Here is a 26,088-nt window from a genome sequence, read left to right as displayed (position 1 = left end):
CAGTAGCGAAAAAGGTCTGGATTCTGATTTTTTCAGTTTCTTAGATTCTTTCTTTGCTGCTGGTTTTTTTATTGGCCGATTATTCGAAATGGAGGAGATTGTATGGAGTTTGGATTATTTACTGTCTTTGATAATTATAAGGAGAAGTTTGGCCGTTCCCATGAACAGCTAGTGAACGAAGTCTTAGAACAGACCATTGAAGCAGATCAGTTAGGATATAGTTCAGTCTGGTTCGCTGAACATCATTTTAGTGAATATGGGATTTTGACAACTCCGCAAATGTTGCTGGCTGTAGCTGCACAGCATACCAAGAACATCCGGCTTGGTGTATCGATTGTAACACTTCCATTTAAAAATCCTATTCAAGTCGCAGAAGACTACGCGCTTCTGGATGTTTTAAGCAATGGCAGATTAAACCTTGGTTTAGGAAGCGGATACCTTCCTCATGAATTTGCAGGATTCAATGTCGATGGCAAGGACAAAGCATTAAGGTTTAATGACGCGCTCGCGGTGATTGAAAAAGCCTGGAGCGGTGAGAAATTCTCGCATGACGGTGATTATTATCAGTTCACAGACATTAAGCTTGAGGTCATTCCTAAACAAAAACATGTTCCAACATGGATAGGGGCATTAAGTCCGGTGGGGTCCACCTTTGTTGGAAAAATGGGCTATAACATTATGGGTGTTCCATATGTAGCCAGCCGTTCAATTGGAGAGTTAAAACAAATTCTTGATGATTATAAAGAGGCATACCGTGAAGCAGGACACGATGAATCTAAAATTAACATCCCGCTAGCCATTCATACATTTGTTGCAGAAACACGAGAAGAGGCAGAGCAAGTTGCTAAGGAACACTTAAACTTATACCTCGATACACGACAATATGGCAGGAGTGCCCAATTTGAGGATTTGGAAGAGCGTGAACAGTTATTAATTGGCAGTCCTGAGGATGTGATTGCCCGTCTTAGACATTATCAGGAAGCCGGTTGCGATCATGTTATGATGCTGATGAATTTCGGTGGCCTTCCACACCAACAAGTGCTGAAGTCCATGAAGTTGGTTGCAGAAAAGGTCATGCCTGCCTTTGCTGAAAATGTAAAGGTCTCTTCTTAAATAACGTTCAGAAGGAGTGATGGAGAGCAATGAAAATCTTAGGTATTTCCGGGACGATCCTGGGTGCTAAGACAGCGGTTCTAGTCGAGGCTGTCCTTAAGGAGATTAAGAAAATCAACCCTCAAATTGAGACGAAACTCCTTGATTTAAGAAATTATGACATGCAATTTTGCGATGGCCGAAATCCGGAGCTATACAATGAGGACACAAAGAAGATCATTAAGGAAGTTAGGGATGCTGACATTTACCTTGTCGGGTCTCCCATTTTCAACGGGTCGATGCCTGCACCTTTGAAAAATGTTTTTGATTTAATCCCACCGGATGTTTTTCGCCATAAGGTTATGGGCTTTGTTGCAAACGGAGGAACGTATCAGCATTACCTGGTGATTGAAAATCAACTAAAGCCAATTGCAGGTTACTTCCGTTGCTTTGTGGCACCTAGCTATGTTTACGCAAATGCTAATCATTTTAACGTGGATAATGAAATTATCGAGAAGGGTGTTTTGGAACGAATTCATGCTTTGGCCGAAGAATTAGTGATCATGCAGGCAGGGTTAAAAGAAAAAGCCCTGATTACAGGAGACTAGGTGGGAAGGTGGAGGAGCGGGTGAATGAGAAAGTCCTGAATGCTGGAAATGATAGTGTTGAAGTTTTCATGAAAAACTTAATTGACTATGCAGGTCTATTTCCGCCAGCACAATTATCGCTGGAAATGGCAATCAATAACTATATCTCATATAAAAGAGGTGCCGATTCATGGATGCTGGGGGTGTTTATCATTCCTGCTTCGTCATTATCTAATCTTGAAACAATTATAGCTGATTTAGCGTTGGAGGAGAGATTCCAGCTTTCAGTTACAGGAACGAAGACCGAGTGTTTTATTGATGGTTTTGCCTATGGTTTAACAGAAATTAATAGTTTCCGTGAAAAGCATAATCATAAGGTGCAAATAGAAGCATTCGAACTTCCAATTCCTCTAGCAATACCAAAACTTGAGGAATTAGAAGTATTATCAAAAATGGCCATTGCAGGAAATGTAAAGCTATTTGTTGAGGTGACCATTTCTCAAAACGAGGATTGGGTGCATCAGCTATTAGAAACCCTCGATGTGTTTGCAGTCCACAACGCTGCCGCTGCGCATTCGTTAGGTGTAAAACTAAGGACAGGTGGTCTTGAAGCACGGATGTTTCCTACTCCCGAGATGGTTGCCCTTTTTTTAAAAGGGTGTGCCGATCGTCGACTTCGAGTGAAATTCACAGCTGGATTGCACCATCCAGTCAGAATGTACCGGGAAGAAGTGCAAACGGAAATGCATGGATTCCTCAATGTATTCACGGCAGGGATTTTCGCATATGCTCTAAATCTCGAAACGGAAACCTTGGTAGAAATCCTTTCGGATGAGAATCCTCAAAACTTCGATTTTAAGAACTATAGGCTGGCATGGAGGGATTTATCAGTGGATGCCGCTGAGATTTTGTCGTCCAGAAGCTTGCTAACCTCATACGGTTCCTGCAGCTTTGACGAGCCTCGTGATGAATTGCGAGAACTCAATTTTTTAAAGGAGGTATAACGTTGCTAAAATCATTCATAAAAGTACATGCTGAATCCCACTTCCCAATCCAGAACTTACCATACGGGGTTTTTCAGCCAAAAGATGCGGAAAAAAGTGAACCGAGAGTAGGAGTGGCGATTGGTGATTATGTTTTGGACCTCGCCGTTCTAGATGTAGCTGGTCATTTTGATCACACCTCAGTAAGCGGCCAAAGAGTTTTTCATAAAGCCTCTCTGAATAGATTTATGGAGGCAGGTAAGCAGGCGTGGAATGAAGTAAGGTCAATCATTCAAAACTTACTAAGGGAAGATGTACCAACGCTTAGAGATGATGGAGATTTAAGACTGAAGGCGCTGAGACTCCAAAGCGACGTGGAGATGTTAATCCCAGTAAAGATTGGCGACTATACCGATTTCTATGCTTCAAAGGAGCATGCAGCCAATGTCGGGACAATGTTCCGTGGAAAGGAAAATGCGTTGATGCCAAACTGGACACATTTGCCCGTCGGTTATCATGGGCGTGCAAGTTCTGTTGTATTAAGCGGCACAGAAATACATCGTCCACGTGGTCAAATCAAGCATCCAGAGTTGGATACACCAATTTTCTCGCCATGTCGGCAATTTGATTTTGAGCTGGAGGTTGGCTGCTTTATCGGTTCTGGGAATAGATTGGGAGAACCGATTTCAGTGGGAGAAGCAGAAAATCATGTCTTCGGTTTAGTGCTAGTGAATGATTGGAGTGCGCGTGATATCCAGGCTTGGGAATACCAGCCGCTCGGACCTTTCTTGGCTAAGAATTTTGCAACCTCTATCTCGCCATGGATAATTCCGCTTGAAGCGCTTGAGCCCTTCCGGATTAAGGGACCAATACAAGAACCAGAGCCTCTGCCTTATTTAAAAACGAATAGGGCTGGCTCTTTTGACATTGAATTGGAGGTTTATCTCAAAACTGAAAATATGGACCAGCCGCATCGGCTGACTGCAAGCAACTACAGATATTTATACTGGAGTATGGCACAGCAAATCGCCCATCATACAATAACCGGCTGTAATCTTCATGCTGGAGATTTGCTGGCTTCTGGCACAATCAGCGGACCGGAACGGGAAACAAGAGGAAGCATGCTTGAACTTGCATGGCGCGGGGCCGATCCGATCCTCCTTGAAAATGGAGAAAAGCGTGTATGGCTTGAGGATGGTGATGAATTAAGCATGACCGGATGGTGCCAGGGAGATGGGTTCCGAGTCGGGTTCGGGGAAGTCACCGGTCGTATTTTACCTGCTAAAAAACAAAAGGAGCAGTCAAGTGAGTTTACCGCATCAAATAGCTAATTGATTAGAATGACTTGAAAAGGGGGAATTAATTCGTGCCTTACTATAGAAGTATGGGGAAAGTTCCACGAAAGAGGCATACTGTTTTTAAAAAAGAAGATGGGTCACTCTTTAAGGAACAAGTGATGGGAACAAAAGGTTTTTCCGGACTTCAATCGATTTTATATCATCATAATCCGCCTACGCAAATGGTTGAAGCAACGCTTTTAGGAAAAGTGAAGCTTGAATATGAAGAACAGGAAGCTCTAAGCCACCGACATTTTAAAACCAGTAAACTAGCAAAGAAAAATGATGCTGTCTCGGGAAGAGAATACGTGCTTGGCAATGATGATTTGGTCATTGGCATAGCCAGTCCAGAAGAAGAAATGGATTACTTTTATCGGAACAGTGACGGTGATGAAGTGTTGTATGTCCATTATGGAACGGGCAAGGTGGAATCAATTTTCGGAACGCTGCTTTATCGTCCAGGAGATTATATTGTGATTCCGGTAGGAACCATATATAGGCTAACGCCTGACCCAGGTGAAACTAAATTGCTTGTAATTGAAACAACTAGCTGGATAACGAGCCCTAAGAGGTATAGAAATGAATTTGGGCAGTTGTTGGAGCATAGTCCATTTTGCGAGAGAGATATCCACGGACCTGCAGTGTTGGAAACATATATAGAAAAAGGTGAGTTTGAAGTCAGAACAAAATCCAGGGGCTACATGCATTCGCATCTTTATCACCATCATCCTTTAGATGTTGTAGGCTGGGACGGTTACTTATTCCCGTATACGTTCAATGTTGAGGATTTTGAACCGATTACCGGGCGAATTCACCAGCCGCCGCCTGTCCATCAGACATTTGAAGGACATAACTTTGTCATTTGTTCATTCGTGCCCAGACTCTATGATTACCATCCTGATGCGATTCCAGCGCCATATTTTCATAGTAATGTGGACAGTGACGAAGTGCTCTACTATGTCAAAGGCAATTTTATGAGCCGCAAAGGTGTAAAAGAAGGGTCAATTACCCTCCATCCACTAGGCATACCACATGGACCGCATCCGGGAAAGATAGAGGAGAGTATCGGTAAGAAGGAGACGCTCGAACTGGCAGTTATGATTGATACATTTAAACCGTTGAAGGTATTAAAAGGAGCCCGAGTAATAGAGGATCAAGACTATAAATATAGCTGGAATAAATAATACATTATTTAGTTTTGAATATAAATGTAAGCATTTACAAAGAAACTTACTGTTGTTACAATTTTCTATAATTTCAAATAATTAGTTTGCAACTAGCGTTAGCATACGATCAGTTGGCAAGTGGATAACAGGAAGATCAAACGAAAAATGGGGGAGAAAAAATGAAAAAGTGGTTGACCTTGTTCGTCAGTATGCTATTAATCTTTAGTCTTTCGGCCTGCAGTGATACAGCGAGCGGCGATAGTGATGTCGTAAAAATCGGTGTGAATCTCGAATTATCCGGTGCCTCAGCTGTCTGGGGAGTACCACAGAAGGATGCAATTGAAATGCTGGTTAAACAGATTAATGAAGATGGCGGCATAAATGGCAAAAAAATCGAACTTGTTGTTTATGACAATGAGTCTAGTGAAACACAGTCATTAGTTGTGACAAAGAAACTAGTTGAACAGGATAAGGTTACAGCAATAATTGGGGGCGGAACCACTCCGACGACAATGCCACTCCTTCCTTATATTGAGAAAAGTAAGGTACCTGTCGTTTCTGTAGGTTCAGGAGATGCGATTTCTTCACCGGCAGAAGAACGCCATTGGGTGTTCAAAACGCCCGTTGATAACGAGGATATTTCAGTCAGTATCATTGAACTACTAAAAAAGGAAAATAAGAAAAATATAGCTTTCATGGCTTTGAACAACGCATATGGAGACAGCGGATTGAAAACTTTTGAAAGTGTAGCGAAAGACAATGGAATTAACATTATCGCTGTTGAAAAGTTTGGAATGGGCGATAAAGACATGAAGCCGCAATTGACGAAAATTAAGGGCTTAAACCCTGATGCTATCGTAGTATGGTCAATTCCTCCAGCAGCATCCATCGTCAACAGAAACTATTGGGAACTGAAGATGGATAATATGTTAATTTATCCAGCAGGGGCTGGGTCGAATGCTTTCGTAGAACTTGCGGGAAAAGAAGCGGCAGAAGGGACGTATGTAGCAGCAGGGAAAGTTTGGGTGTCTGATCAAATCGAAGATGGGGATGTACAGAAAGAAATTATCAGTAAATATGTTAAGGATTTTGAATCCAGCACCAAGCATGGAGCGAGCCCAATTGATGGCATGGCATACGATGCAATGCTGCTGATCTCTAAAGCGATTGAGAAATCAGGAGACGAAGTGACAAGAGAATCTATCAGGGACAATTTGGAGAAATTAAAGAACGTTGTTGGAGTTACTGGCGTGTTTAATCTAAGCGAGAAAGATCACCAGGGATTGAAAGCAGAAGATGCACTCATGGTTCAAGTTCAAAATGGCGAGTGGGTAATTCCTGAATAGAAGGGATTGAAGCTAGATTGGAAATTGTACAGTTATTGCTATCAGGTCTAGCCGTTGGAGGCATATATGCCCTGATCGCTGTTGGATTTGTCACTATTTATAACGTCAATGGAGTCATCAACTTTGCGCAGGGAGAGTTTGTCATGGTTGGTGGAGTAACGGCTGCCGCCATGGTATCTGGCGGTGCACCCCTTTGGGTTGCCGCTATTATGGCAGTCGTGGCTGCTACTTTGGTTGGAGCGCTTGTCCAGCGGCTGGCGCTCCAGCCAGCCCGTTTTAACAGCGAAGTTGTATTAATCATTATTACAATAGGGGTATCAACAGCACTGCGCGGTTTAGCTTTAATGTTATTTGGGAGTTCACCTAAGGTTCTTCCGCCCTTTCTGGCAGGAGAGCCAGTCAGTTTTCTCAGTGCAGCGATTCCCAGGCAGGATTTTTTCATTATTGGTATTACATTCATTACGATGTTAGCGTTGTATATCTTTTTTGAAAAAACTATGCTTGGTTCTGCTTTAAGGGCAAGCATGATGAATCGTGAGGTTAGCCGCTTAATGGGTATATCCCCTAAATGGATGGGCTTGCTCTCGTTTATGCTTGGCGCATGTTTAGCGGGGATAGTGGGAATAGCAGTGACGCCTATTTCCCTGGCAACCTATGATATGGGCCTCATGATCGGCTTAAAGGGGTTTGTAGCGGCTGTCTTAGGTGGACTTATCAGCATTCCTGGGGCAGTAGTTGGAGGAATTATATTAGGGGTACTGGAGTCACTTGGGGCAGGTTTGATTTCGTCAGGCTACAAAGATGCGATCGCATTTTTTATATTGCTTATCGTTTTGGTGTTTATGCCGCAGGGACTTATTAAAACCAAAAGCGGCAAGCGTGTTTAGGAGAGGATGTAGAGTATGGAAAAGATAATAATAGGAAATGAAGCATCTGTGCCGATGGCTTCTCTATCAAAGAAAAGGCTGTTGTTCATTCCTCTTATTCTAGCGGCTCTCGTTGCTTTTCCGCATATCGTAGGAAGTTATTTAACCGGGATTTTTGTTTTGATCGGTTTATATTTTATTTCCACGATCGGGATTTCATTATTAATGGGGAATGCAGGCCTTGTCTCACTGGCACAGGCAGCATTCTGGGGAATCGGAGCCTACGGTTCAGGTATAATGGCCATTAAGTTTTCTGTGTCTCCATTTCTTGCCATTCCAATTGGAATGGTCTTGGCAGGGGTGGTAGCGTATATTCTTGGCTACTTAACAAGGAATCTTCAAGGACATTACTTTTCCCTCGCAACGCTAGGGTTTGGCATCGTTATTAATATTGTCCTGATCGAGGAATCGCAGCTTACCGGTGGTCCGTCTGGTTTGATTGGAGTGCCATCACTGGGAATTGGGTCATTTTCAATTGCTTCTGATACAGCCTGGTTTTATGTGGTCGCTTTTATTAGTCTAATCGTTTTTATTTTAACCAGGAACCTTGTGCAATCATCTTGGGGGCGTAATCTCCGTTCAATCCAGGATAGCGCGGTTGCTTCACAATCTATGGGAATTAACATTGGACAATACAAATTAACGGCTTTTGTAGTCAGTGCTGTATTTGCTGGTCTAAGCGGGGGACTATATGCTTCCTATATGAGTTTCATCAGTCCCGCAATTTTCAGTTTTGAAATGTCCATCAAGTTCGTGGTAATGGCAGTTCTCGGCGGACTGTTCAGTATTTACGGCTCCCTGATTGGTGTTATTGTCGTTACTCTTCTTGTAGAGGTTCTCCGCGAAATTGTTCCATTTGTTTTTGGGGAAAGTGCCGGCGGTGCAGTTGAAGTGATCTTCTTTGGACTTCTGCTTGTCGTGATGATGATTTATATGCCAAAAGGAATTATGGGGATTGTAGAGAAGTTCAATCTACGGATAAGGAGGGGAACATAAATGGCTCCAACACTGCTTGAGTTGAACCGAGTAACCAAAAGGTTTGGCGGGGTCACAGCAGTTAATGAAAACACCTTTCATATTGGTGAAGGTGAGATCGTTTCCCTAATCGGTCCTAACGGAGCGGGTAAGACATCTACATTCAACTGCATTACCGGGATGTACGCCCCTGAGGAGGGGGAGGTACGGTTCGCAGGAAAGAAAATCAATTCATTAAAGCCAAATGAGATAGCCGAACTTGGCATCGCCCGTACTTTTCAAAATCTCCAAATCTTTGACAATATGACCTTATTAGAAAATGTTATGGTCTCTGTAAAAGATACAAGGAAAACGAATATTATCAGTTCCATGCTTAGACTGTCGCATTTAAAGAATAAGGAAAACCGTGCAGTCAAACTAGGTACAGAAAGTTTACAATTAGTAGGATTAGGTGATAAAGCTGCCTTGTTAGCTGGGGATTTATCATTCGGAGAACAGCGTTTACTCGAAATCGCCCGTGCGCTTGCCTTGGAACCAATGCTTCTCTTACTGGATGAACCAATGTCCGGACTGAGTGCTGAAGAACGACGAACAATGATTCAATTGATTAAGAAGTTGAAGCAGCAAGGGTTGACCATATTTTTGATTGAACATGATCTATCAACAGTAATGGAAATATCTGACCGTATTATTGTTCTGGATTTTGGCAGTAAAATCGCAGAGGGTGCCCCATCTCAAATTCAAGAGGATGAAAAAGTAATTGAAGCCTACCTCGGAAGGGATATGAAAAAGTCATATAAAGAACGAGAAGTGGCTGAAGAGGCCAGACTGATCCTTAATGTTAAGGACTTGCATGTATATCGGGAAAGTATCCATGCCTTAAAAGGGATTAACCTAGAAATTAGAGAGAGCCAATTAAGTACAATTATAGGTGCGAATGGTGCGGGAAAAACAACATTATTAAATACGATTGCTGGTCTATTGGAACCAAGATCAGGCCAGATAATATTCGATGATAAAGAGATAGCGAATGTTCCCGCTGAAAAGCTGGCTTACGTTGGAGTCAATCTTGTTCCGGAACGGCGGGGAATGTTTCCTGAGTTGATGGTAGAAGAAAGTCTGCGGCTTGGAGCCTATAACAGATATCGTGGTTATGGTGCCTCGAAAATAATCAGACACGGTATTGAGGAAGATATGGAAAAGATGTATCAGCTCTTTCCGAGGTTGAAGGAAAGAAGAAAGCAGCTTTCAGGAACGCTCAGTGGTGGGGAGCAACAAATGCTGGCGATTGCCAGGGGCTTGATGGCTAGGCCCAAAGTGCTTATGCTGGATGAACCATCTTTGGGTCTTGCTCCACTCATTGTCGAAGAGATTTTTGAGACCTTATTTAAGCTGAAACAGACTGAAACCACCATCATTCTTGTCGAACAAAATGCCAAAGCTGCTCTGCAGATTGCTGATTGGGGTTACCTGCTGGAAAATGGAAGAATTAAAGTTCAGGGCAAGCCGAGTGAATTAGCTAACAATCCACTGGTTCAGGAAGCTTACTTGAGCATCCATTGAGTTAATGACAGGGGGATTCTATGTATATTTCTGGCTGGTTTAATGTGAATTCAAGTTAATATATAGGACAGTTGAAGGTTGCCAATTCGGTAACCTTTTCTTTTGAGTTATGGATATTAGAACAATGGACTAATCAGATTGTGTTAAAAGAATGGATTGTCGAGGTAAGCGAAAAAAAATGATAGTAAATCACCTTCCCGCGTTGTAAAATAAATTGAAAAATTGAATAGATTTTAAGATTCGGTTTTGTCATCCATTTTGAATTACAGGAGGAAACAAGGGACATAAAGAGTGAATGATGCTTTTGTTTATATATCAATCTAATTTTTGGAAAAATTTATGATTAAGAGGTTGATGAAAGTTGATAATGGATGCTGTTGATTTAACTGTAAAGGAACCAACGATTTTTAATCATATCGGGAACAAAATCAAAACCGGGGATCGTGAAATCAACATAATTGCTAGAATGGAAGAACCGTTAATCGTCATTTTGGGAAATGTATTGAGTGACGAGGAGTGCGATGAGCTTATGAAGCTGTCGAAGGACAAGCTGCAGCGCTCGAAAATCGGGAATACCCGGGAAGTGGATCAGCTCAGGACAAGCAGCAGCACGTTCATTGAAGAAGCTGAAAATGACGTTGTTGCTCGAGTTGAAAAAAGAATATCGCAAATAATGGGCATTCCGAATGAACATGGAGAAGGCCTGCAAATCTTGAATTATAAAATCGGCCAGGAGTACAAGGCGCATTTTGACTTTTTCTCGTCAAATGTCAGCAACCCGAGGATCAGCACATTGGTCATGTATTTGAACGATGTCGAGCAGGGAGGAGAAACTTACTTCCCTAAACTCAATTTCGCTGTATCCCCGCAAAAGGGCATGGCCGTTTATTTTGAATATTTCTATGATAACCAAGACTTGAATGACTTGACCCTGCATGGCGGTGCTCCAGTGGTGATCGGCGACAAATGGGCCGCCACGCAATGGATGAGAAGGAAAAGTGTGAAATAGAGAATGAAGAAGTATGCTGAGCATGCTTCTTTTTTTGTCTAACAGCAGGGGTTTATAATTTGAGGATGACTTTATGTAGTTATCTTAATCCAGGACCAGCGCCTGCCTTTTCGTCTCCTAATATGTTTAGCGTATGGCCCAAGGGCTTGCCAGTCCCTATTATTTCGCCTCTCTATCGCTTCGTCCCTGGATCATCCATTTATAGGCCTGAATAATGTTGAAGGGACCAAGCTGCTTTGCTTGGGTTCCTTTTTAAGAAAATACTGCCAAATTTTTCATGTTATATGTATAATAATAGAACAATTTGAAAGGCGGGTGGACACATGGAATTATGGAATGTTTACGACCAATACAGGCATTTGACGGACCGGATTCATGAAAGAGGGCAGGAGATGAAGGCGGGGAACTATCACCTTGTTGTCCATGTCTGGATTGTGAATGATGATGGCCAGTATCTGATCCAGAGGAGGCAGCCCTGGAAAATCGGCTTTCCGAATATGTGGGACTGTTCAGCAGCAGGTTCTGCGATCATGGGCGATGATAGTGAGCAGGCGGCCATCAGGGAGGTAAAGGAAGAAATCGGAATACACCTGGACATTAAAAAAGGAGAACGAATCTTCACAGTGAAATTTTCGCATGGCTTCGATGACATCTGGCTGGTCAGGCAAAATGCTGCGATTGAGGACCTGAAGCTTCAGGAAGAGGAAGTCGCTGAAGCGAGATGGGCAAGTGAAGACGAGATAAAGGAAATGGTTAAAAACGGCGAGTTCATTCCGTTTAACTATTTCGATCAGTTATTTGAAATCGTCAATTCGCCTATCAGCCTGGAAAAAGCTTCAGTTGAGGATGCTGAGGAACTTTTAGCTCTGCAAAGAGAAGTATTTTTGCCTTTATATAAAAAATACAAGGATCATGAAACCAGCCCGGTAACCCAAACAAAGGAGAAATTCTCCGCAAGGTTCAAGCAGGGGGCTTATTATAAAATACTTTTTGAAGGCAGGCTTGCGGGTAGTGTTCATGTCTATGAAAAGTCCTCTGGATTGATGAAGCTGCATATCATCAACATCCTTGAAACATACCATAATAAAGGAATAGCCCAGGAAGTCATGAAACGGCTGGAACTTATGTACCCGGAAGCGGAGGCATGGGAGCTTGATACCATCCTGACTGAAGAGCGCAATTGCTACTTGTATGAAAAGATGGGGTATAAACGAACGGGAGAAGCTAAAGACATCAACAAAGACATGACGATTATACGCTATCGGAAAGACTCCAACTTATCCAAAATAGAAAGCCTATAAATTTTACAGGAATGCCGACAATCACATTCATGGAAAAAGGCCTGGAATACATTCAGGCCTCATGGTTTCTTTAATTCCGTAAAATAATAAAGATCAAATAGGCGATATAAACTGCTGCGAGAATGCCACCCTCCACTTTTGAAATCTTGAATTTAGACCTTGAGAAAATCAGCAGGACAGCTGTCAGAATAATCATCAGGGCAATATCGGTGAAAATTTTATCATTGACCGCGAGTGGCGAGATGGTTGCTGACACCCCCAGCACGAAAAGGATGTTGAAGATATTGCTGCCGACAATATTGCCGAGAGCGATTTCGCTTTTCTTTTTCAGGGCAGCGGTAATCGATGTGATTAATTCAGGCAAAGAGGTACCGACAGCCACGATCGTCAAACCTGCCAGTGTTTCGCTCATTCCGAGGGAAAGGGCGATTTCCGTTGCATTATCAACTACGAGGTCACCGCCAAAAATAATCGCAGCCAGGCCGGCAAGCGTAATCAATATATTCTTCCCCCAGGTTCCTTTGCCTTTGACAGCAGCTGCATCCAATGCTGGCTCACGGTTATTCAACGCAACCTCGATGATGTAATACAGGAAAATTAGAAAGAAAAGGAGAAGGATGATTCCTTCGCTTCTGCCAATTGAATTAATGTTGGCCATCTGGAGTGCGATATCACTGGCGACTGCTGCCAGCGCTACACTTGCCAATAAAGTGAACGGGATTTCTTTTCGAATTGTCGTCGTTTCAACCACAAGTGGATTGATCATGGCAGTGATGCCGACAACCAGGGTAATATTGAAGATATTGCTCCCGATGACATTCCCGAGAGAAACCTCGCTGCTTCCCTCCATTGCGGCAATGATACTGACGGTTGCTTCCGGTGAGCTTGTTCCGAAAGCGACGATTGTCAAACCTACCAATAATGGAGGTACCCTGAGCAGCGCCGCGATTTTTGATGCCCCATCGACAAAGTAGTCAGCACCTTTTATGAGTAAGGCAAAACCTATAGCTAAAAGGATATATGTCAATTTACCAACCCCCTAAAACATTACTGTTTACAAGATAACAAAAAATTTCCCCAAATAAAAATTTTAACAGCAAAAAAGACGACTCGGAGTGAGTCGCCTTTTGTATAACAGAATTATTTTATTCCCTTCATATATCCCTGAATCTTAGGAGACATGATGAACAGGATGATACCTAACACGATGGATGCTCCGCCAATTGTACCGAAGTAAGCCATCTCTGTTTCAGCAGAGTAGAACTTGACGATTTGTGCGTTAATAGCTTGTGCTGCTGCACTTGCAAGGAACCAGAGGCTCATTGTTTGGGCAGAGAAAGCAGCCGGTGCCAATTTTGTTGTTGCTGACAGACCAACTGGGGAAATCAGCAATTCACCGAATACTACGATCAGGTAGCTTAGTACAAGCCATAATGGGCTGACAAGTGCATCTGAACCTGTGAAGTATCCAGGAATCAGGATGACAAGGAATGAAAGGCCGGCAAACATCAATGAGAATGAGAACTTCTTAGGAATTGATGGCTGGCGGTCGCCCATTTTCACCCATAATCCTGCAAAAATTGGTGCAAAGATGATGATGAATAATGGGTTCAGTGACTGGAACCATGCTGGAGAGATGGAAATACCAGCGAATTCTAATTGTGTACGCTTGTCCGCATAGTTTGCAAGGATGGTAGAGCCTTGCTCCTGGATTGCCCAGAACATAACCGCTGCAAGGAACAACGGGATGTATGCAAGTACGCGTGAACGTTCAACAGCTGTAGTTTTAGGGCTGCGGTACATGATGATGAAGTACGCAGTCGGAATTAAGATACCAAGAATAGTAACAAGATTTATAAAGCTTTCGAATGTTAAAAGTCCAGCAGGAATTAAAATAGCACTTAAAATACCGATTGCGACAATCGCAATAGCAAAGATAGTGAAAGTTTTCTTCTTTTCAGAAGGTGAAAGCGGGTTTGGTACAGCTGTACCAGCAAGACCGAGATTCTTTTTCTTTGTAAGAACAAAAACAACTAGTCCTATGAACATGCCGATTGCGGCGATTGCAAAGCCGTAATGGAAGTTGTAAGCCTCAGAAACTGCTCCAACAATTAGTGGCGCAAGGAATGCACCTGCGTTGATTCCCATATAGAAGATAGTGAAACCAGCGTCACGACGAGCATCGTTTTCGCTGTACATCTCGCCAACGACAGTGGATACGTTTGGCTTCAATAGACCTGTTCCGATTACGATCAGGATCATCGACACGAAGAACATTGTGATACTTCCAGGAATCGCAAGCGCGATATGACCTAACATAATCAGAATTCCACCGTAGAATACAGCTCGTGATGTACCGAAGATTCGGTCAGCAAGCCATCCGCCGATGACACCTGACATATAAACGAGTGAGCCGTAAATGGACATGATGGAAAGTGCTAATGTTTCATCCAGGCCCAGGCCGCCTTTTGATACTTCGTAATACATGTAGAATACTAGAATCGCTCTCATTCCATAGTAAGAGAAACGTTCCCAGAACTCTGTGAAGAAAAGTGTGAAAAGGCCCTTAGGATGTCCGAAGAATCCTGTCTGAGGCACACTGTCCACAATTTTCTGCCTATTAAGGTTTGACATGATTACCCCTCCCTATTTTCTATTCTAGAATACTTTTCGAAGTGTGAATTGTCAAAAACAATATCAGGAAGGAATCTGATTAATCATTGATATATAAGGGTTTTTGACGCTTTTTAATCTAAAAGAAAGTGTATTAAAAATTATTAGACTAATATAAATTTCTTGAATAATCAGGTAAGTTAGTAAAAATATACCATGGTGCATCAAAGCATATTTACCCCTCTTTACAAAATGAAAACCAACAAATTGGACGAATATTTATTAGCCAGCAGGGTATTCAAAGAATAACAGCATTCAACCTGGTAAAAAAGGAGGGAAAACAAATGAAGAATAATTACGGCAGATTTGGCTTGATGGTGCTGACTTCCACAATCATCATGTTTTTTCTGATGTACTTGAATGCATATAGTATCGATCATGTATTTTTCAGCGAAACAAGACTTTACATGGCCTTGATCATGGGCGGTGTAATGGCCATTGTCATGCTATCTTTCATGCTTAAAATGTATACCAATAAAAAAGTCAATCTAGGTATTTATGCGGGAAGTGCTTTATTGATCGCGGTTTCGCTGTTTCTGGTTCGAAGCCAGACAACCGTTGATGATACATCATGGATGAAAGCGATGATCCCGCATCACTCGATTGCGATTTTAACAAGTGAGCGTGCTGAAATCGAGGATCCACGCGTGAAAAAACTTGCAGACGAAATTATCAAGGCACAGCGTAAAGAGATCAGCGAAATGAAGACGCTGATCAAGGATCTAGAAGAAAAAGAAGATTAAACAGTCACATTGGAAAGAGCCTGACCCTTTGGGGATCAGGCTCTTTTTGGTGGGTGCTGATTCTAAAGCAAATTAACCGACAAAAAAACAGAGAAATCGTCGTAGGTTGTATCGAGAAGAAAATTAGGGGGAGCTACATACATATGAAAAACAAAAAAGTAATACAAATGGTTGGAAGCAGCCTATTATCATCTGCACTTATTTTCTCTATGGGAACAGGAGCTGTTTTTGCGAATGAGGATGAGACAAATACTGAAGTAGTCACAGAGGTTGAAGGTCAGGAAACACAGCCGGAAGAAGAAACGGCTGTAGAAGAAGCGACCGAAGTAACAACAGTTGAAGAAGAAACCGAAGTTCCAGAAACCGACGTTGAAGAAACTGTAGAGGATCTTGAAGTGGTTGATTTAAATGAGGTTTCATTAATTCCGGGCGACTTCTTTTACTTTGTAAAAGTGATGACAGAAAAGATTCGTCTTGCAGTAACTTTCGATGATTATAAAGAAGCGAAGCTATTAGCAGAATTTGCGGCAGAGCGAATCGCTGAAGCCAATGCTTTAATTGCCGAAGGAAAAGTTGCTGAAGCTGAAGAGCTTTTAAAAGCAGCTGTTTCAATTCAAGAACTCGCTGAAGGAAAGTTGCCGGAAGCTGAAACAGAATCAGAAATCGAAAATACAGAAGATAATACTGAAGGTGCTGAACAGGAGCCTGCAGAAGAAACTGAGGGCGAACAGACAGAAACAACTGAAGAGATTGATGGTGTATTGACAGAGCCAACGGAAGATCTGGTAGAAAGCAAGCTTGCCAACAATTTAGACTCTCTATTGGCTGTTTTAGCAAAGGTTGAAAACCCAGCTGCTCAACAGGCCATCATGAAAAATATCCAAAAGTCATTTGAGAAAATGGAAAAGAAATTCAAGAAGCTTGAAGAAGCTGACGCTAAATTCGCAGAGAAAATGGCGAAAATAGAAGAAAAGCTAGCAAGCGGACAAATTTCAACTGAAGAAGCAGACCGTGAGAAAACAAAGCTTGAAGAAGAGCTAGATAAAAAAGTGGATAAGATCGAGGAAGAAGACGCAAAAGATGTTGAAGAGGTAAACAACGAAGTAACAAAAGCAACTGATGAAGCTGAAAGAGAAGATGAGAAAAAAGAACAGGAAGCTGTAAAGAAAGCAGAAGAAAAGCAGCGTGAAGCAACTAAGAAAGCTGAAGAAGAACAACGTGAAGCTGTAAAGCAGGCGGAAGAAAAACAACGCGAAGCAGCTAAGAAAGTAGAAGAAAAACAGCGAGAAGAAGCTAAAAAGGCTGAAGAAAAACAGCGAGAAGAAGCTAAAAAATCTGAAGAGAAAAAGCGTGAAGAAGCTAAAAAATCTGAAGAGAAAAAGCGTGAAGAAGAAAAGAAAAATAAAGACAAAGAATAATTCAAAGGAAATGAATGCTGCCAAACTGGCAGCATTTTTTTGTGCTTTGGCAGAGTTACTCCTAAAGCAATAAATACCGAGAATTTTATTGGAATATCCCGGAAGAAGAATGTAATATGATAGTGATAGGGGTATAAAAAGGGAAGATGATATGGACCAGGTATTGTATAAAAATATTTATAGTGTGAAAGAAGGATATCTTTCACTGAATAAGGGGTTACGGACAGCAAGATATTTGTCTAGAGCAAAGAGAAAGAAGCTGATGACATCTCAATTTATTGAACGAATCATGCTGGCAGTCACTGAGGTGAATGGTTGCGAGGTATGTTCCTACGCTCATACGAAAATTGCGTTGGAACAGGGGATGAGCAATGAGGAAATACAAATGCTGTTATCCGGGACGGCTGAAAATATTCCAAGGGACGAAATGCCGGCGATCCTGTTTGCACAGCACTATGCTGATACGAGAGGAAATCCCACTGAAGAATCCTGGAAGAGAATTGTTGATGTCTATGGGCAAGAGAAGGCATGGGGTATATTAGCAGCTATCCGGATGATTATGATCGGAAATGTTTTCGGCATTCCTTTGAGTGGCCTGAGGACGCGCCTGAAAGGAAAGCCAAGCGGGAAAACCAATGTATTTTATGAGCTTTCGATGATTCTCAGCTTTCCTATACTTTTTCCGCCAGCATTGTTACACGGATTAATTTTGAATGCATTAAAGAAGCCGGTTATCGAATTTTCATAGAATCAGAATATCCTGTTCCAACCATAGGAACAGGATTTTTTATTTATCTGAGTCATACATTCTAATGAAGGTCACTAATAGAGGGTAACGGTAAATTAAGGAAAAATCGAATACCGATAAGTCGTATTGGCTCCCGGAAAATGCAGTTTGAAGAAAAACAGGTCACCAATGAATGAAGGGCATAACAAAAGAGGAATTTTAATATTTTTAGAGAAAGTAGATAAAAAAATAAATGGTGGTGAGGGCGATGGAGGGTTTCAATTACAAGCACTATGACGGGCTGGGTCTTGCAGAGCTGGTAAAAAAGAATAAGGTTCAGCCAATTGAACTGGTTGAGGAAGCAATCCATTTAACAGATTCGTTGAATCCGAGAATGAATGCAGTCATCAACAAGATGTACGAGGAGGCAAGGAAGACAGCAGGTCAGCCACTGGCTGGGCCATTTGCGGGAGTTCCGATGCTTCTCAAGGATATCTCGCAGGAAATTGAAGGGCAACCAATCACGGCAGGGTCCAGGGCGTTTCTAAAATATCAGGCTAAAACAGATTCAGAGTATGCTAGACGTCTGCGCCAAGCCGGAGTGGTTTTCCTTGGGCAGACGAATGTGCCGGAGTTCGCACTGGTCGCGGTGACGGAGCCTGCTCATTATGGTCCAACCAGAAATCCCTGGAATCTAAACCATACACCGGGTGGATCAAGCGGTGGTTCGGCTGCAGCTGTTTCCTCGGGAATCGTTCCGATCGCCGGTGCCAATGATGGAGGAGGTTCAATTCGGATCCCGGCTGCCTACTGTGGGTTGTTCGGCCTAAAGCCTACCCGCGGCCGTACACCAGTTGGTCCGAATTATGGACGTGCATGGCAGGGAGCTTCTGCGGAACATGTATTGACGCGTTCGGTCAGGGATAGCGCCGCAATGCTCGATGCTCTCCATGGGCATGAAAAAGCCGGTGCATTTTCTGCAGCGCCATTTGAAGGAAGCTATCTAGCTTTGGCAGGTACTCCTCTTGGTAAAAAGCAGCGGATTGCTTTTTCGGTAAAATCGCCGATTGGAACGGAGGTTGATGCTGATTGCAGGGAGGGTGTCTTGAAAACGGTGCGGCTGCTCGAAGCGATGGGACATCAGATTGAAGAAGTGGAAGCGCCAGTGGACGGGCATAAAATCGCGAAAAGCTACCTGACAATGTACTTCGGAGAGACGGCAGCACTTTTAGTATCGTTAGAGGAAGTGCTTGGACGAAAAGCGACTGCCGCTGATGTGGAGCCGACGACCTGGCTGCTCGGCCTGCTTGGCAAGGCCACATCAGCAGAAGAGTTCGTATTAAGTATAAGAGAATGGGACATGGCAGCCCTGAAGATGGAAACCTTCCATGAAACCTATGACCTTTATATCACGCCGACAACTGCTTATCCGCCAGCGAAAATCGGTGAACTTGAGCCATCATCAGCTGAAAAGTTCATGATTAGTACTGTCGGCAAGCTGGGACTAGGCTGCGTTTTAAAAAAAGCGGGAATCGTGGACCAAATCGCGCAGAAAAACCTTGCCCGGACGCCATTTACCCAGCTCGCCAATCTTACAGGCCAGCCGGCTATGTCGCTGCCGCTGCACCAGACGAAAGATGGACTCCCAGTCGGTGTACAGGTGATGGCGGCGAGAGGAAGGGAGGATTTGCTTTTCCAGCTGGCTGGGGAGCTTGAACAGTCAGAATTCTGGCAGGATGTCAGGAAGAATTCCTTATTCTAAGTTTAATCAAACGTTTGATTAAATAAGGTTAACACCTTGAGGAAACTGGAAAAGAGGCAGCCGCGACTGCCTCTTTTTCAGCACAATACAATGATTTTGTAAGGCGTAGTCTGCGCCGGGATGCTGAAAGTGGATGGACCATAAACCACAATCAGATTCCTGTTTCCAGGACTCTTTGTAAACCTCTGCCCATTCTCCAATAAAATCGGTGTTCCGGGTGAAAGATTAAGCTTCAGCATACCATCACTGCTGATGAGCTGGCTGTTGAAAAAATCGGTCTTCACATTCTGGCCAGGGGTTTCTTTGACCATGACAAGCGCCCGGTATTGTGGCGGGTAAATCAATGGAACAGGCGCGTCGGCATCATAGTAGCCTGTCACCCGGTCGCCAACCCCCACCATTGCCTGGTCGACGAAGTAGGTTTTCGGTTCGACCACGAAGTTCACTTGCCTTCCACTTCCGTCAATGACGGACATTAATGTGTAGCAGCCTCCATTTTGGCCGGAGGTTGTAACTGAAAAATCATTGATCATCGTGACGACCCCGCTGAAAGGCTGGTACTTAACCATGTAAGTCACCCCATTCATTGTACTCATGCCTATAGTCTATTCGCCTGGGCCACAATGGTGCCAGTTATCTAGAGATGAAAGAGGGTAAAACAATCTCTAAAAAGGAATGGAAAAATGCCTTTAAACTATGACCTCGATTTTAATAGTATTGACTTCCGAGACCCGCTTGAACTGTATCGTGTTGGCAGGACATGCAAGCCATTCCCCCTCCAAAAGGGCACCATTCAAGGTGAAAGATACCCTTTAACAAGCCTTTCTACTGGTTGAGCATTATAAAGGTTAAATCCTGCTGTATTGGCGGTTCAAGATACCGGACATATGGAAAAAAAACCCCTGACGTCTGGGCGCATCAGGGGGACTTTGCTCTATTTTACGGGGATTACAGCTTCATTCAAAGCCCCTTCAAGCTCCAAAGTAAAGGCTTCAGTTTGCTGTTTACTCCAGCTGAATTGGTCCCGCATGAAGTTAATAACATTTTCCTTGAAGTTATGCACAAGGTGGATATCGAATAAAATCGCTCCTGTACGTCTATTGAAGAAGTCGACTGGTGTGGCTGCCGCTTCATAATCGATGCCGTAAATCAGTTTCGCGAACAATTCCAGTGGCAGGCCATATTGGTTTGCTTCCTTGTGGTGTTCAGATGCAAGCTGGAACACAATCGGGGTATTCGATCCATACTGGCAGGCAAGACGGCGGGCTTCTTCTTTAGTGAAGCCGACTCTCATGCCTTCTTCAAGCTGTTTTACCACAAATGAGTCAAGGTTTGCGGAACCGCCGACATCTCCGCCGGAAATCGGCAGATTCTTCGTCTGGCAGCCAGGGAAGTTGAGTCCATCTTCTTTAGCGAAGTTCTCGGCAAGCAGGTCGACAATCGTTTCCGCCATTTTACGGTAGCCAGTCAATTTTCCGCCGGCGATGGTGATCAGTTTTGAATTGGATTCCCAGATTTCATCTTTTCTTGAGATTTCAGAAGGTGCTTTGCCTTCCTCGTGGATCAGCGGCCTTATGCCTGCCCAGCTGGATTCCACATCTGTTTCTGTGACATTGACGCCCGGGAACATATAATGAATCGCTTTAAGCAGATAGCTTCTGTCTTCTTTCGTCATGCCCGGGTTGATTGGATCTTCATTGTAAAAAGTATCGGTCGTGCCGACATAGGTTTTGCCATCTCGCGGAATCGCGAATACCATCCGTCCGTCAGGCGTGTCAAAATAGATGGCTTGCTTAAGCGGGAAGCGTGATTGATCGATTACGATATGGACACCTTTTGAAAGCTTCAGGGTTTTTCCTTTTTTCGAATCATCCATTTCCCTGATGCCGTCCACCCATGGGCCTGTGGCATTGATAACTTTTTTGGCCTGGACTTCAAATTTTTCTCCTGTTAAAAGGTCCTCGACAAGCACACCTGAAACAATTCCATTGTTATAAATCAAGTTTTCAACTTTGGAATAGTTCAAAGCCGTTGCGCCTTTTTCAACAGCCTTCTTCATGACCTCGATGGTAAGGCGGGCATCATCGGTGCGATATTCAACATAATAGCCGCCACCCTTTAGTCCGTCTTTTTTTACGAGTGGTTCCTTTGCCAATGTTTCGGCCGCGCTGAACATCTTCCGTCGCTCCGATCTTTTGACGCCTGCTAAAAAGTCATACATCCTCAGGCCGATAGAGGTACTGAAGCTGCCGAATGTTCCGCCTTTATGGAAGGGTAGAAGCATCCATTCCGGTGTCGTGACGTGCGGGCCATTTTCATACACAATCGCACGTTCCTTGCCAACTTCAGCCACCATTTTCACTTCGAATTGTTTTAAATAACGGAGCCCGCCGTGCACGAGCTTTGTGGAACGGCTTGAAGTGCCTGCCGCAAAATCCTGCATTTCCAATAATGCGATGTTCATTCCTCTTGTTGCAGCATCCACTGCGATTCCGGCACCGGTAATGCCTCCGCCAATGACAAGCACATCAAATGCCTCATTTTTTAGTTTCGATACTATATTTTTACGATCGAGATTTGTGAATCTCATACGATACGCCTCCTAGATAATGAAAAAAAGAGAGACCACAAACAACATTATCGCCAAAAGCCGAAATGTTATTGTGGTCTCTCCAGTTCTCCTACCCGATTTATTAACTTGTAATCATTATATCACAGAAACCCCGAATTTTCATGTGTCGGATTCTTGAAATTGGGAAATTTCCCATAATTCCCTTTTCGATGTGGTGATTGCCGCGGCGCCAGCATCCAGTGCGTTTTTTACTTCTTCAGTAGTTCTGATCAGGCCGCCTGCAAAAATCGGGATGTTCACTCGTTCCTTAACTTCTTTGATCATCCATGGCATCGCTCCCGGTAAAACCTCTATATAATCAGGTCGCGTTTTTTCAATAAGTTTGTAGCTTTTCTCGAGTGCATGGGAATCAATCAGGAATATCCTTTGCACTGCGAGCACTCCTTTTTGCTTCGCCTTTAAAATGACACTCGATTTTGTGGAGATCAGGCCATACGGTTTGTATTCCTGGCATAGATATTCAGTTGAATAATCGTCACTTTTTAATCCCTGAATCATATCCACATGATAGATCATTTTTTTGCCATAGCGTTTGGCCATCGCATTGATATTTTTCAATTGAGCGATATGTACTTCCAGAATGACGCCTATTTCAAAAGGGCTTTCGAGAAACAGCTCAAACTCTTTCATGTTCGAAGAGGCGGGCAAGATTTTTTGATCCAAAAGAATCCCATCCTTAATTTAGATTATCCATTATCTTAACATGAGAGGCTTGTTTTTTTCTACGGCGCAGAGGACACGAGCATACTCAAAATTGTCGAAGAGCATCAAGGTTAGTACGATAGTAACAAAGATATATCAAATGACGATGAGGAGACAACATGCAGATTAGAATGGAAAAGAAGAGCACACAGGTTTTTGAGCAAGACGCCGTCCTGGCAGCCATTGAAAGGTCTTTGGCCATGATCGAGTTTGATCCGGATGGAAAAGTGCTCTGGGCGAATGAGAATTTTGCGGAGACAATGGGCTATCGGGTGGAAGAAATGCCAGGACTTTTACATAAACAGTTTTGTACAGCAGAGCTCGCCGGCAGCAGAGCCTATATAGAATTATGGAGAAACCTGCGCAACGGAAAAAGCTTTCAGGAAAAAATACAGCGAGTCACTAAGAGAGGAAAACTCCTCTGGCTTGAGGCTACCTATACACCGGTTTACGATTCTTTAGGCCGAGTTGCTGGTGTGGTCAAGGTGGCTACTGACATAACTGAACGCGAATTGACTGCGACAAGATTTGCACAGCAGCTTCAGCAAATGTCCGAAGATCTGAGCGCACGGGCGCAAATGGGTATTACAAGAAGTGAAGAAGCAGCCACGGCGGCCAGCAAGCTAGTTGAGGAGTCAAAAGAAAATTCCGGAATTCTGGTATCGCTGCAATCACAGGCGAAATCAATCGGCAGCATCGTGCAGACCATTCGCGAAATTGCTGCACAAACCAACCTGCTTGCCCTGAACGCAGCCATCGAAGCCGCAAGGGCCGGGGAACATGGAAGAGGCTTTAATGTCGTTGCCGGAGAAGTCAGGAAGCTCGCCACACGTGTCCAGGATTCGATCCAGGAAGTCAATGAACACATAAAAGGAATAGCAGGGGAAATCACCAAAATCAACGAAGCCACCCAGCGCTCGCAAAATGGCATCACCCACAACCAGATACTCAATGAACAAGCGGTAGCTGCCTTCAAAGAAATCGGCAGTGCTGCCTGCGAATTGGATCAGCAGGCAAAGACCTTAAAGGACATATTGTAAGGAAAACGGACACCGTCGATCATGGCGGTGTTTTTTTGGTAAGTAGGAAGATTTATAAAGAGCGGGCGAGCATGCCGGAATAAAGAGGCCGTCTATGTGACCAAACGAGGCGATCTGTTGAAGAAAAAGCCAGATAGGAAAGTTCTATAAGCCAAATGGGGTGAAAAATCTAGCTGGTCTCAGCAACTTTTCACCTGAAATTCCCGTCTCAATAGTACAGGGGATAGCATTATTTGTTGTAACGCTTAATTTATGGTATATTTTAAGAACTTCAAACCCCTATTTTCTCCATCTAATTTCTTCACTATTCTTTATTAAGAGATATGATTCCCATGGGAATTTATAAATACATTTGCACAACAAAGAAACAGGAGTTGAACTATGGAAACGAAATTAAAAAAGGATCTTAAGATTTTCGCTTTGGGCGGTCTTGGTGAGATCGGAAAAAATACTTATGTAATCGAATACAAAAATGAAATGGTGCTGGTGGATTGCGGAATCAAGTTTCCGGATAATGAGTTGTTCGGGATTGATTATGTACTCGCGGATTACACCTATTTAAAGCAAAACCAGGACAAGCTGGTCGGGATTTTCGTTACTCATGGCCATGAAGACCATATTGGCGGCCTGCCGTTTTTGCTGCAGGATGTGAAGGCGCCGATTTATGGAGGCGATTTTGCGGTTGAGCTGATCAAGTCCAAGCTGCAGGAGCACAAGATCAAGGGTGTGAAATTCCACCAAATCAACAATGATACAGTGGTGCAATTCCAGAATATTAAGGTACGCTTTTTCAGGACGACGCACAGTATCGCCGATTCATTCGGTGTGGTGGTGACGACGCCGGAAGGGAATATTGTCCACACGGGTGACTTCAAATTTGACCTGACGCCGGTGGGCGCGGGCACTGATTTTCAGAAAATCGCTGAAATCAGCAGCGAGGGCGTGCTATGTCTGTTATCAGACAGCACGAACAGTGAGCAGCCAGGTTTTTCCTTATCTGAAAGACGTGTCGGGGAAGCGATCGAAGATATTTTCCAGACAGTGGATGGCCGCGTTATTTTCGCGACGTTTGCATCAAATATTGATCGAGTACAGCAGGTGGTGAAATCTTCTCTCAAGTACAGCCGTAAGATAGCTATTGTTGGGCGAAGCATGGAGAAGACTTTTGAGATTGGTCGCAGGCTTGGTTATATCACTGCACCGGATGAGGCTTTCGTTAACATTAATGAAATCGGGCAGGTCCCAAGCCATCAGCTGACGATCATTTGCACAGGAAGCCAGGGTGAGCCGATGGCAGCCCTTGCGCGGATTGCGAATGGCACGCACAGACAAATCTCCGTCATACCTGGAGATACGATTGTCTTTTCATCATCACCGATTCCTGGCAACACAATCAGCGTGAATCGGGTTATTGATAAGCTGCATCGAATCGGGGCGGATGTCATCCATCATAAAATTAGTGAGGTCCATACTTCAGGACATGGCAAGCAGGAAGAGCAGAAGCTGATGATCAAGCTGCTCAATCCTAAGTTTTTCATTCCGATTCATGGTGAATACCGTATGCTTGATCAGCATGTCAAATTAGCTGAGCAATGCGGAATCCCGCGTGAAAACTCCTTTATTTTAGACAATGGAGATGTATTGGAACTGTCTGCCGATGGCGGCCAGCTTGGCGGAAAAGTGCCGGCACAGCCAGTATATGTCGATGGCAGCGGAATCGGTGATATTGGCCATATCGTGTTAAAAGACAGAAGAGTTCTGTCCCAGGACGGACTTGTGATTGTCACAATGATGATCGATCGCGAGAAGAAGCAGCTTGTCAACAAGCCGACAGTGGTGACAAGAGGATTCGTTTACGTCAGGGAATCAGGCGACTTAATGAAAAATGTAGAAGAACTGATTAAGGATAAGATTGTAACGGAATTGGCTGGAGGCACGAAGGACTGGTCAAGCATCAAGAAGGCCGTAATCGACGTCGTCAATCCTTTCCTGTACAGCCAGACAGGCAGAAGACCAATGATTTTGCCGATTATTATGGAAGTCTAAACCGAGAACGCTCCTTTATGGGGCGTTTTTTATTTGATCATTTTACACACAATAAAGTCA

General features: G+C 43.5%; 22 protein-coding genes and 1 pseudogene. 18 read left to right on the top strand and 5 right to left on the bottom strand.

From position 1 onward, the window contains the following. Positions 1-102: 102 nt before the first annotated feature. The 11 genes from J7E37_RS17335 to J7E37_RS17280 all read left to right on the top strand — a co-directional run bounded on the left by J7E37_RS17335 (position 103) and on the right by J7E37_RS17280 (position 12,285). Positions 103-1,113, top strand: a complete 1,011-nt coding sequence (locus J7E37_RS17335; protein WP_215025590.1) for an LLM class flavin-dependent oxidoreductase — start codon at positions 103-105, stop codon at positions 1,111-1,113. Between the two features lie 29 nt (positions 1,114-1,142). Continuing rightward, positions 1,143-1,700, top strand: a complete 558-nt coding sequence (locus J7E37_RS17330; protein WP_215025588.1) for an NADPH-dependent FMN reductase — start codon at positions 1,143-1,145, stop codon at positions 1,698-1,700. A 20-nt stretch (positions 1,701-1,720) separates the two neighbouring features. After that, entirely contained in the window at positions 1,721-2,683 is a 963-nt protein-coding gene (locus J7E37_RS17325) for a hypothetical protein (protein ID WP_215025585.1), read from the top strand. Between the two features lie 2 nt (positions 2,684-2,685). Then, positions 2,686-3,993, top strand: coding sequence for a fumarylacetoacetase (fahA, locus tag J7E37_RS17320; RefSeq protein WP_215025582.1), 1,308 nt, complete (start codon positions 2,686-2,688; stop codon positions 3,991-3,993). Positions 3,994-4,046: 53 nt separating this feature from the next. Next, positions 4,047-5,183, top strand: a complete 1,137-nt coding sequence (locus J7E37_RS17315) for a homogentisate 1,2-dioxygenase (RefSeq protein ID WP_215026065.1) — start codon at positions 4,047-4,049, stop codon at positions 5,181-5,183. Between the two features lie 161 nt (positions 5,184-5,344). After that, complete coding sequence (locus J7E37_RS17310; protein ID WP_215025578.1) at positions 5,345-6,511, top strand: ABC transporter substrate-binding protein; 1,167 nt, start codon at positions 5,345-5,347, stop codon at positions 6,509-6,511. A gap of 17 nt (positions 6,512-6,528) precedes the next feature. Next, positions 6,529-7,398 carry a branched-chain amino acid ABC transporter permease gene (locus tag J7E37_RS17305; protein WP_215025575.1) on the top strand — a complete coding sequence of 290 codons (870 nt, stop codon included), beginning with the start codon at positions 6,529-6,531 and terminating at the stop codon, positions 7,396-7,398. 15 nt (positions 7,399-7,413) lie between these two features. Continuing rightward, positions 7,414-8,433, top strand: a complete 1,020-nt coding sequence (locus J7E37_RS17300; RefSeq protein ID WP_215025571.1) for a branched-chain amino acid ABC transporter permease — start codon at positions 7,414-7,416, stop codon at positions 8,431-8,433. Continuing rightward, a complete protein-coding gene (locus tag J7E37_RS22525; RefSeq protein WP_353050038.1) occupies positions 8,434-9,975 on the top strand; it encodes an ATP-binding cassette domain-containing protein in 1,542 nt (513 codons plus the stop codon). Positions 9,976-10,342: 367 nt separating this feature from the next. Then, positions 10,343-10,984 (top strand): 2OG-Fe(II) oxygenase, encoded by a 642-nt coding sequence (locus tag J7E37_RS17285; protein WP_215026060.1) that lies wholly within the window; start codon positions 10,343-10,345, stop codon positions 10,982-10,984. Between the two features lie 323 nt (positions 10,985-11,307). Next, positions 11,308-12,285, top strand: coding sequence for a bifunctional NUDIX hydrolase family protein/GNAT family N-acetyltransferase (locus J7E37_RS17280; RefSeq protein ID WP_215025567.1), 978 nt, complete (start codon positions 11,308-11,310; stop codon positions 12,283-12,285). 70 nt (positions 12,286-12,355) lie between these two features. Here the strand turns inward: J7E37_RS17280 and J7E37_RS17275 are convergent, their stop codons facing one another. Both J7E37_RS17275 and J7E37_RS17270 read right to left on the bottom strand, forming a co-directional pair. Beyond that, entirely contained in the window at positions 12,356-13,312 is a 957-nt protein-coding gene (locus J7E37_RS17275; RefSeq protein WP_215025564.1) for a calcium/sodium antiporter, read from the bottom strand. A 113-nt stretch (positions 13,313-13,425) separates the two neighbouring features. Continuing rightward, positions 13,426-14,919, bottom strand: a complete 1,494-nt coding sequence (locus tag J7E37_RS17270; protein WP_215025561.1) for a peptide MFS transporter — start codon at positions 14,917-14,919, stop codon at positions 13,426-13,428. Between the two features lie 323 nt (positions 14,920-15,242). Here J7E37_RS17270 and J7E37_RS17265 point away from each other — a divergent pair, with 323 nt between their 5' ends. The 4 genes from J7E37_RS17265 to J7E37_RS17250 all read left to right on the top strand — a co-directional run bounded on the left by J7E37_RS17265 (position 15,243) and on the right by J7E37_RS17250 (position 19,608). Further along, positions 15,243-15,701, top strand: a complete 459-nt coding sequence (locus J7E37_RS17265) for a DUF305 domain-containing protein (RefSeq protein ID WP_215025557.1) — start codon at positions 15,243-15,245, stop codon at positions 15,699-15,701. A 143-nt stretch (positions 15,702-15,844) separates the two neighbouring features. Beyond that, entirely contained in the window at positions 15,845-17,119 is a 1,275-nt protein-coding gene (locus J7E37_RS17260) for a DUF5667 domain-containing protein (protein WP_215025555.1), read from the top strand. Between the two features lie 151 nt (positions 17,120-17,270). Then, positions 17,271-17,867, top strand: a complete 597-nt coding sequence (locus tag J7E37_RS17255) for a carboxymuconolactone decarboxylase family protein (protein ID WP_215025553.1) — start codon at positions 17,271-17,273, stop codon at positions 17,865-17,867. Between the two features lie 247 nt (positions 17,868-18,114). Beyond that, a complete protein-coding gene (locus J7E37_RS17250; protein WP_215025550.1) occupies positions 18,115-19,608 on the top strand; it encodes an amidase family protein in 1,494 nt (497 codons plus the stop codon). A 77-nt stretch (positions 19,609-19,685) separates the two neighbouring features. Here J7E37_RS17250 and J7E37_RS17245 read toward each other — a convergent pair whose 3' ends face one another. From J7E37_RS17245 to J7E37_RS17235, 3 genes are all read right to left on the bottom strand, one after another. Then, positions 19,686-20,177, bottom strand: a complete 492-nt coding sequence (locus J7E37_RS17245; protein ID WP_215025547.1) for a hypothetical protein — start codon at positions 20,175-20,177, stop codon at positions 19,686-19,688. A gap of 365 nt (positions 20,178-20,542) precedes the next feature. After that, positions 20,543-22,198: a glycerol-3-phosphate dehydrogenase/oxidase gene (locus tag J7E37_RS17240; protein ID WP_215025544.1), complete on the bottom strand. Its 1,656-nt coding sequence runs from the start codon at positions 22,196-22,198 to the stop codon at positions 20,543-20,545. A gap of 141 nt (positions 22,199-22,339) precedes the next feature. Then, the gene (locus tag J7E37_RS17235; protein ID WP_215026057.1) at positions 22,340-22,909 is read right to left on the bottom strand and encodes a glycerol-3-phosphate responsive antiterminator; all 570 of its coding nucleotides are present in this window, start codon (positions 22,907-22,909) and stop codon (positions 22,340-22,342) included. A gap of 152 nt (positions 22,910-23,061) precedes the next feature. Here J7E37_RS17235 and J7E37_RS22645 point away from each other — a divergent pair. The 3 genes and pseudogenes from J7E37_RS22645 to rnjA all read left to right on the top strand — a co-directional run. Next, positions 23,062-23,451, top strand: a pseudogene (locus J7E37_RS22645) (PAS domain-containing protein); the annotation flags it as partial. A gap of 39 nt (positions 23,452-23,490) precedes the next feature. Next, positions 23,491-23,982: a methyl-accepting chemotaxis protein gene (locus J7E37_RS22640; protein ID WP_483297223.1), complete on the top strand. Its 492-nt coding sequence runs from the start codon at positions 23,491-23,493 to the stop codon at positions 23,980-23,982. A gap of 381 nt (positions 23,983-24,363) precedes the next feature. Then, positions 24,364-26,028: a ribonuclease J1 gene (gene rnjA, locus J7E37_RS17225; RefSeq protein ID WP_215025538.1), complete on the top strand. Its 1,665-nt coding sequence runs from the start codon at positions 24,364-24,366 to the stop codon at positions 26,026-26,028. Positions 26,029-26,088 lie beyond the last annotated feature (60 nt).

Source organism: Bacillus sp. ISL-39, from assembly GCF_018613295.1.
In the GTDB taxonomy this organism is placed as follows: Bacteria; Bacillota; Bacilli; order Bacillales; family Cytobacillaceae; genus Mesobacillus.
Note: the sequence above shows the minus strand (reverse complement) of the source record. Positions and strands in the feature narration are given on the sequence as shown.

Bases quoted from the DNA above. Each gene is read 5' to 3' on its own strand.
- J7E37_RS17285 (WP_215026060.1), top strand. From the start codon at position 10,343: ATGGATGCTGTTGATTTAACTGTAAAGGAACCAACGATTTTTAATCAT.
- J7E37_RS17250 (WP_215025550.1), top strand. From the start codon at position 18,115: ATGGAGGGTTTCAATTACAAGCACTATGACGGGCTGGGTCTTGCAGAG.
- J7E37_RS17330 (WP_215025588.1), top strand. From the start codon at position 1,143: ATGAAAATCTTAGGTATTTCCGGGACGATCCTGGGTGCTAAGACAGCG.
- J7E37_RS22640 (WP_483297223.1), top strand. From the start codon at position 23,491: ATGTCCGAAGATCTGAGCGCACGGGCGCAAATGGGTATTACAAGAAGT.
- J7E37_RS17240 (WP_215025544.1), bottom strand. From the start codon at position 22,198: ATGAGATTCACAAATCTCGATCGTAAAAATATAGTATCGAAACTAAAA.
- J7E37_RS17310 (WP_215025578.1), top strand. From the start codon at position 5,345: ATGAAAAAGTGGTTGACCTTGTTCGTCAGTATGCTATTAATCTTTAGT.
- J7E37_RS17265 (WP_215025557.1), top strand. From the start codon at position 15,243: ATGAAGAATAATTACGGCAGATTTGGCTTGATGGTGCTGACTTCCACA.
- J7E37_RS22525 (WP_353050038.1), top strand. From the start codon at position 8,434: ATGGCTCCAACACTGCTTGAGTTGAACCGAGTAACCAAAAGGTTTGGC.
- J7E37_RS17245 (WP_215025547.1), bottom strand. From the start codon at position 20,177: ATGGTTAAGTACCAGCCTTTCAGCGGGGTCGTCACGATGATCAATGAT.
- rnjA (WP_215025538.1), top strand. From the start codon at position 24,364: ATGGAAACGAAATTAAAAAAGGATCTTAAGATTTTCGCTTTGGGCGGT.
- J7E37_RS17270 (WP_215025561.1), bottom strand. From the start codon at position 14,919: ATGTCAAACCTTAATAGGCAGAAAATTGTGGACAGTGTGCCTCAGACA.
- J7E37_RS17335 (WP_215025590.1), top strand. From the start codon at position 103: ATGGAGTTTGGATTATTTACTGTCTTTGATAATTATAAGGAGAAGTTT.
- J7E37_RS17300 (WP_215025571.1), top strand. From the start codon at position 7,414: ATGGAAAAGATAATAATAGGAAATGAAGCATCTGTGCCGATGGCTTCT.
- J7E37_RS17315 (WP_215026065.1), top strand. From the start codon at position 4,047: ATGGGGAAAGTTCCACGAAAGAGGCATACTGTTTTTAAAAAAGAAGAT.
- J7E37_RS17255 (WP_215025553.1), top strand. From the start codon at position 17,271: ATGGACCAGGTATTGTATAAAAATATTTATAGTGTGAAAGAAGGATAT.
- J7E37_RS17280 (WP_215025567.1), top strand. From the start codon at position 11,308: ATGGAATTATGGAATGTTTACGACCAATACAGGCATTTGACGGACCGG.
- J7E37_RS17260 (WP_215025555.1), top strand. From the start codon at position 15,845: ATGAAAAACAAAAAAGTAATACAAATGGTTGGAAGCAGCCTATTATCA.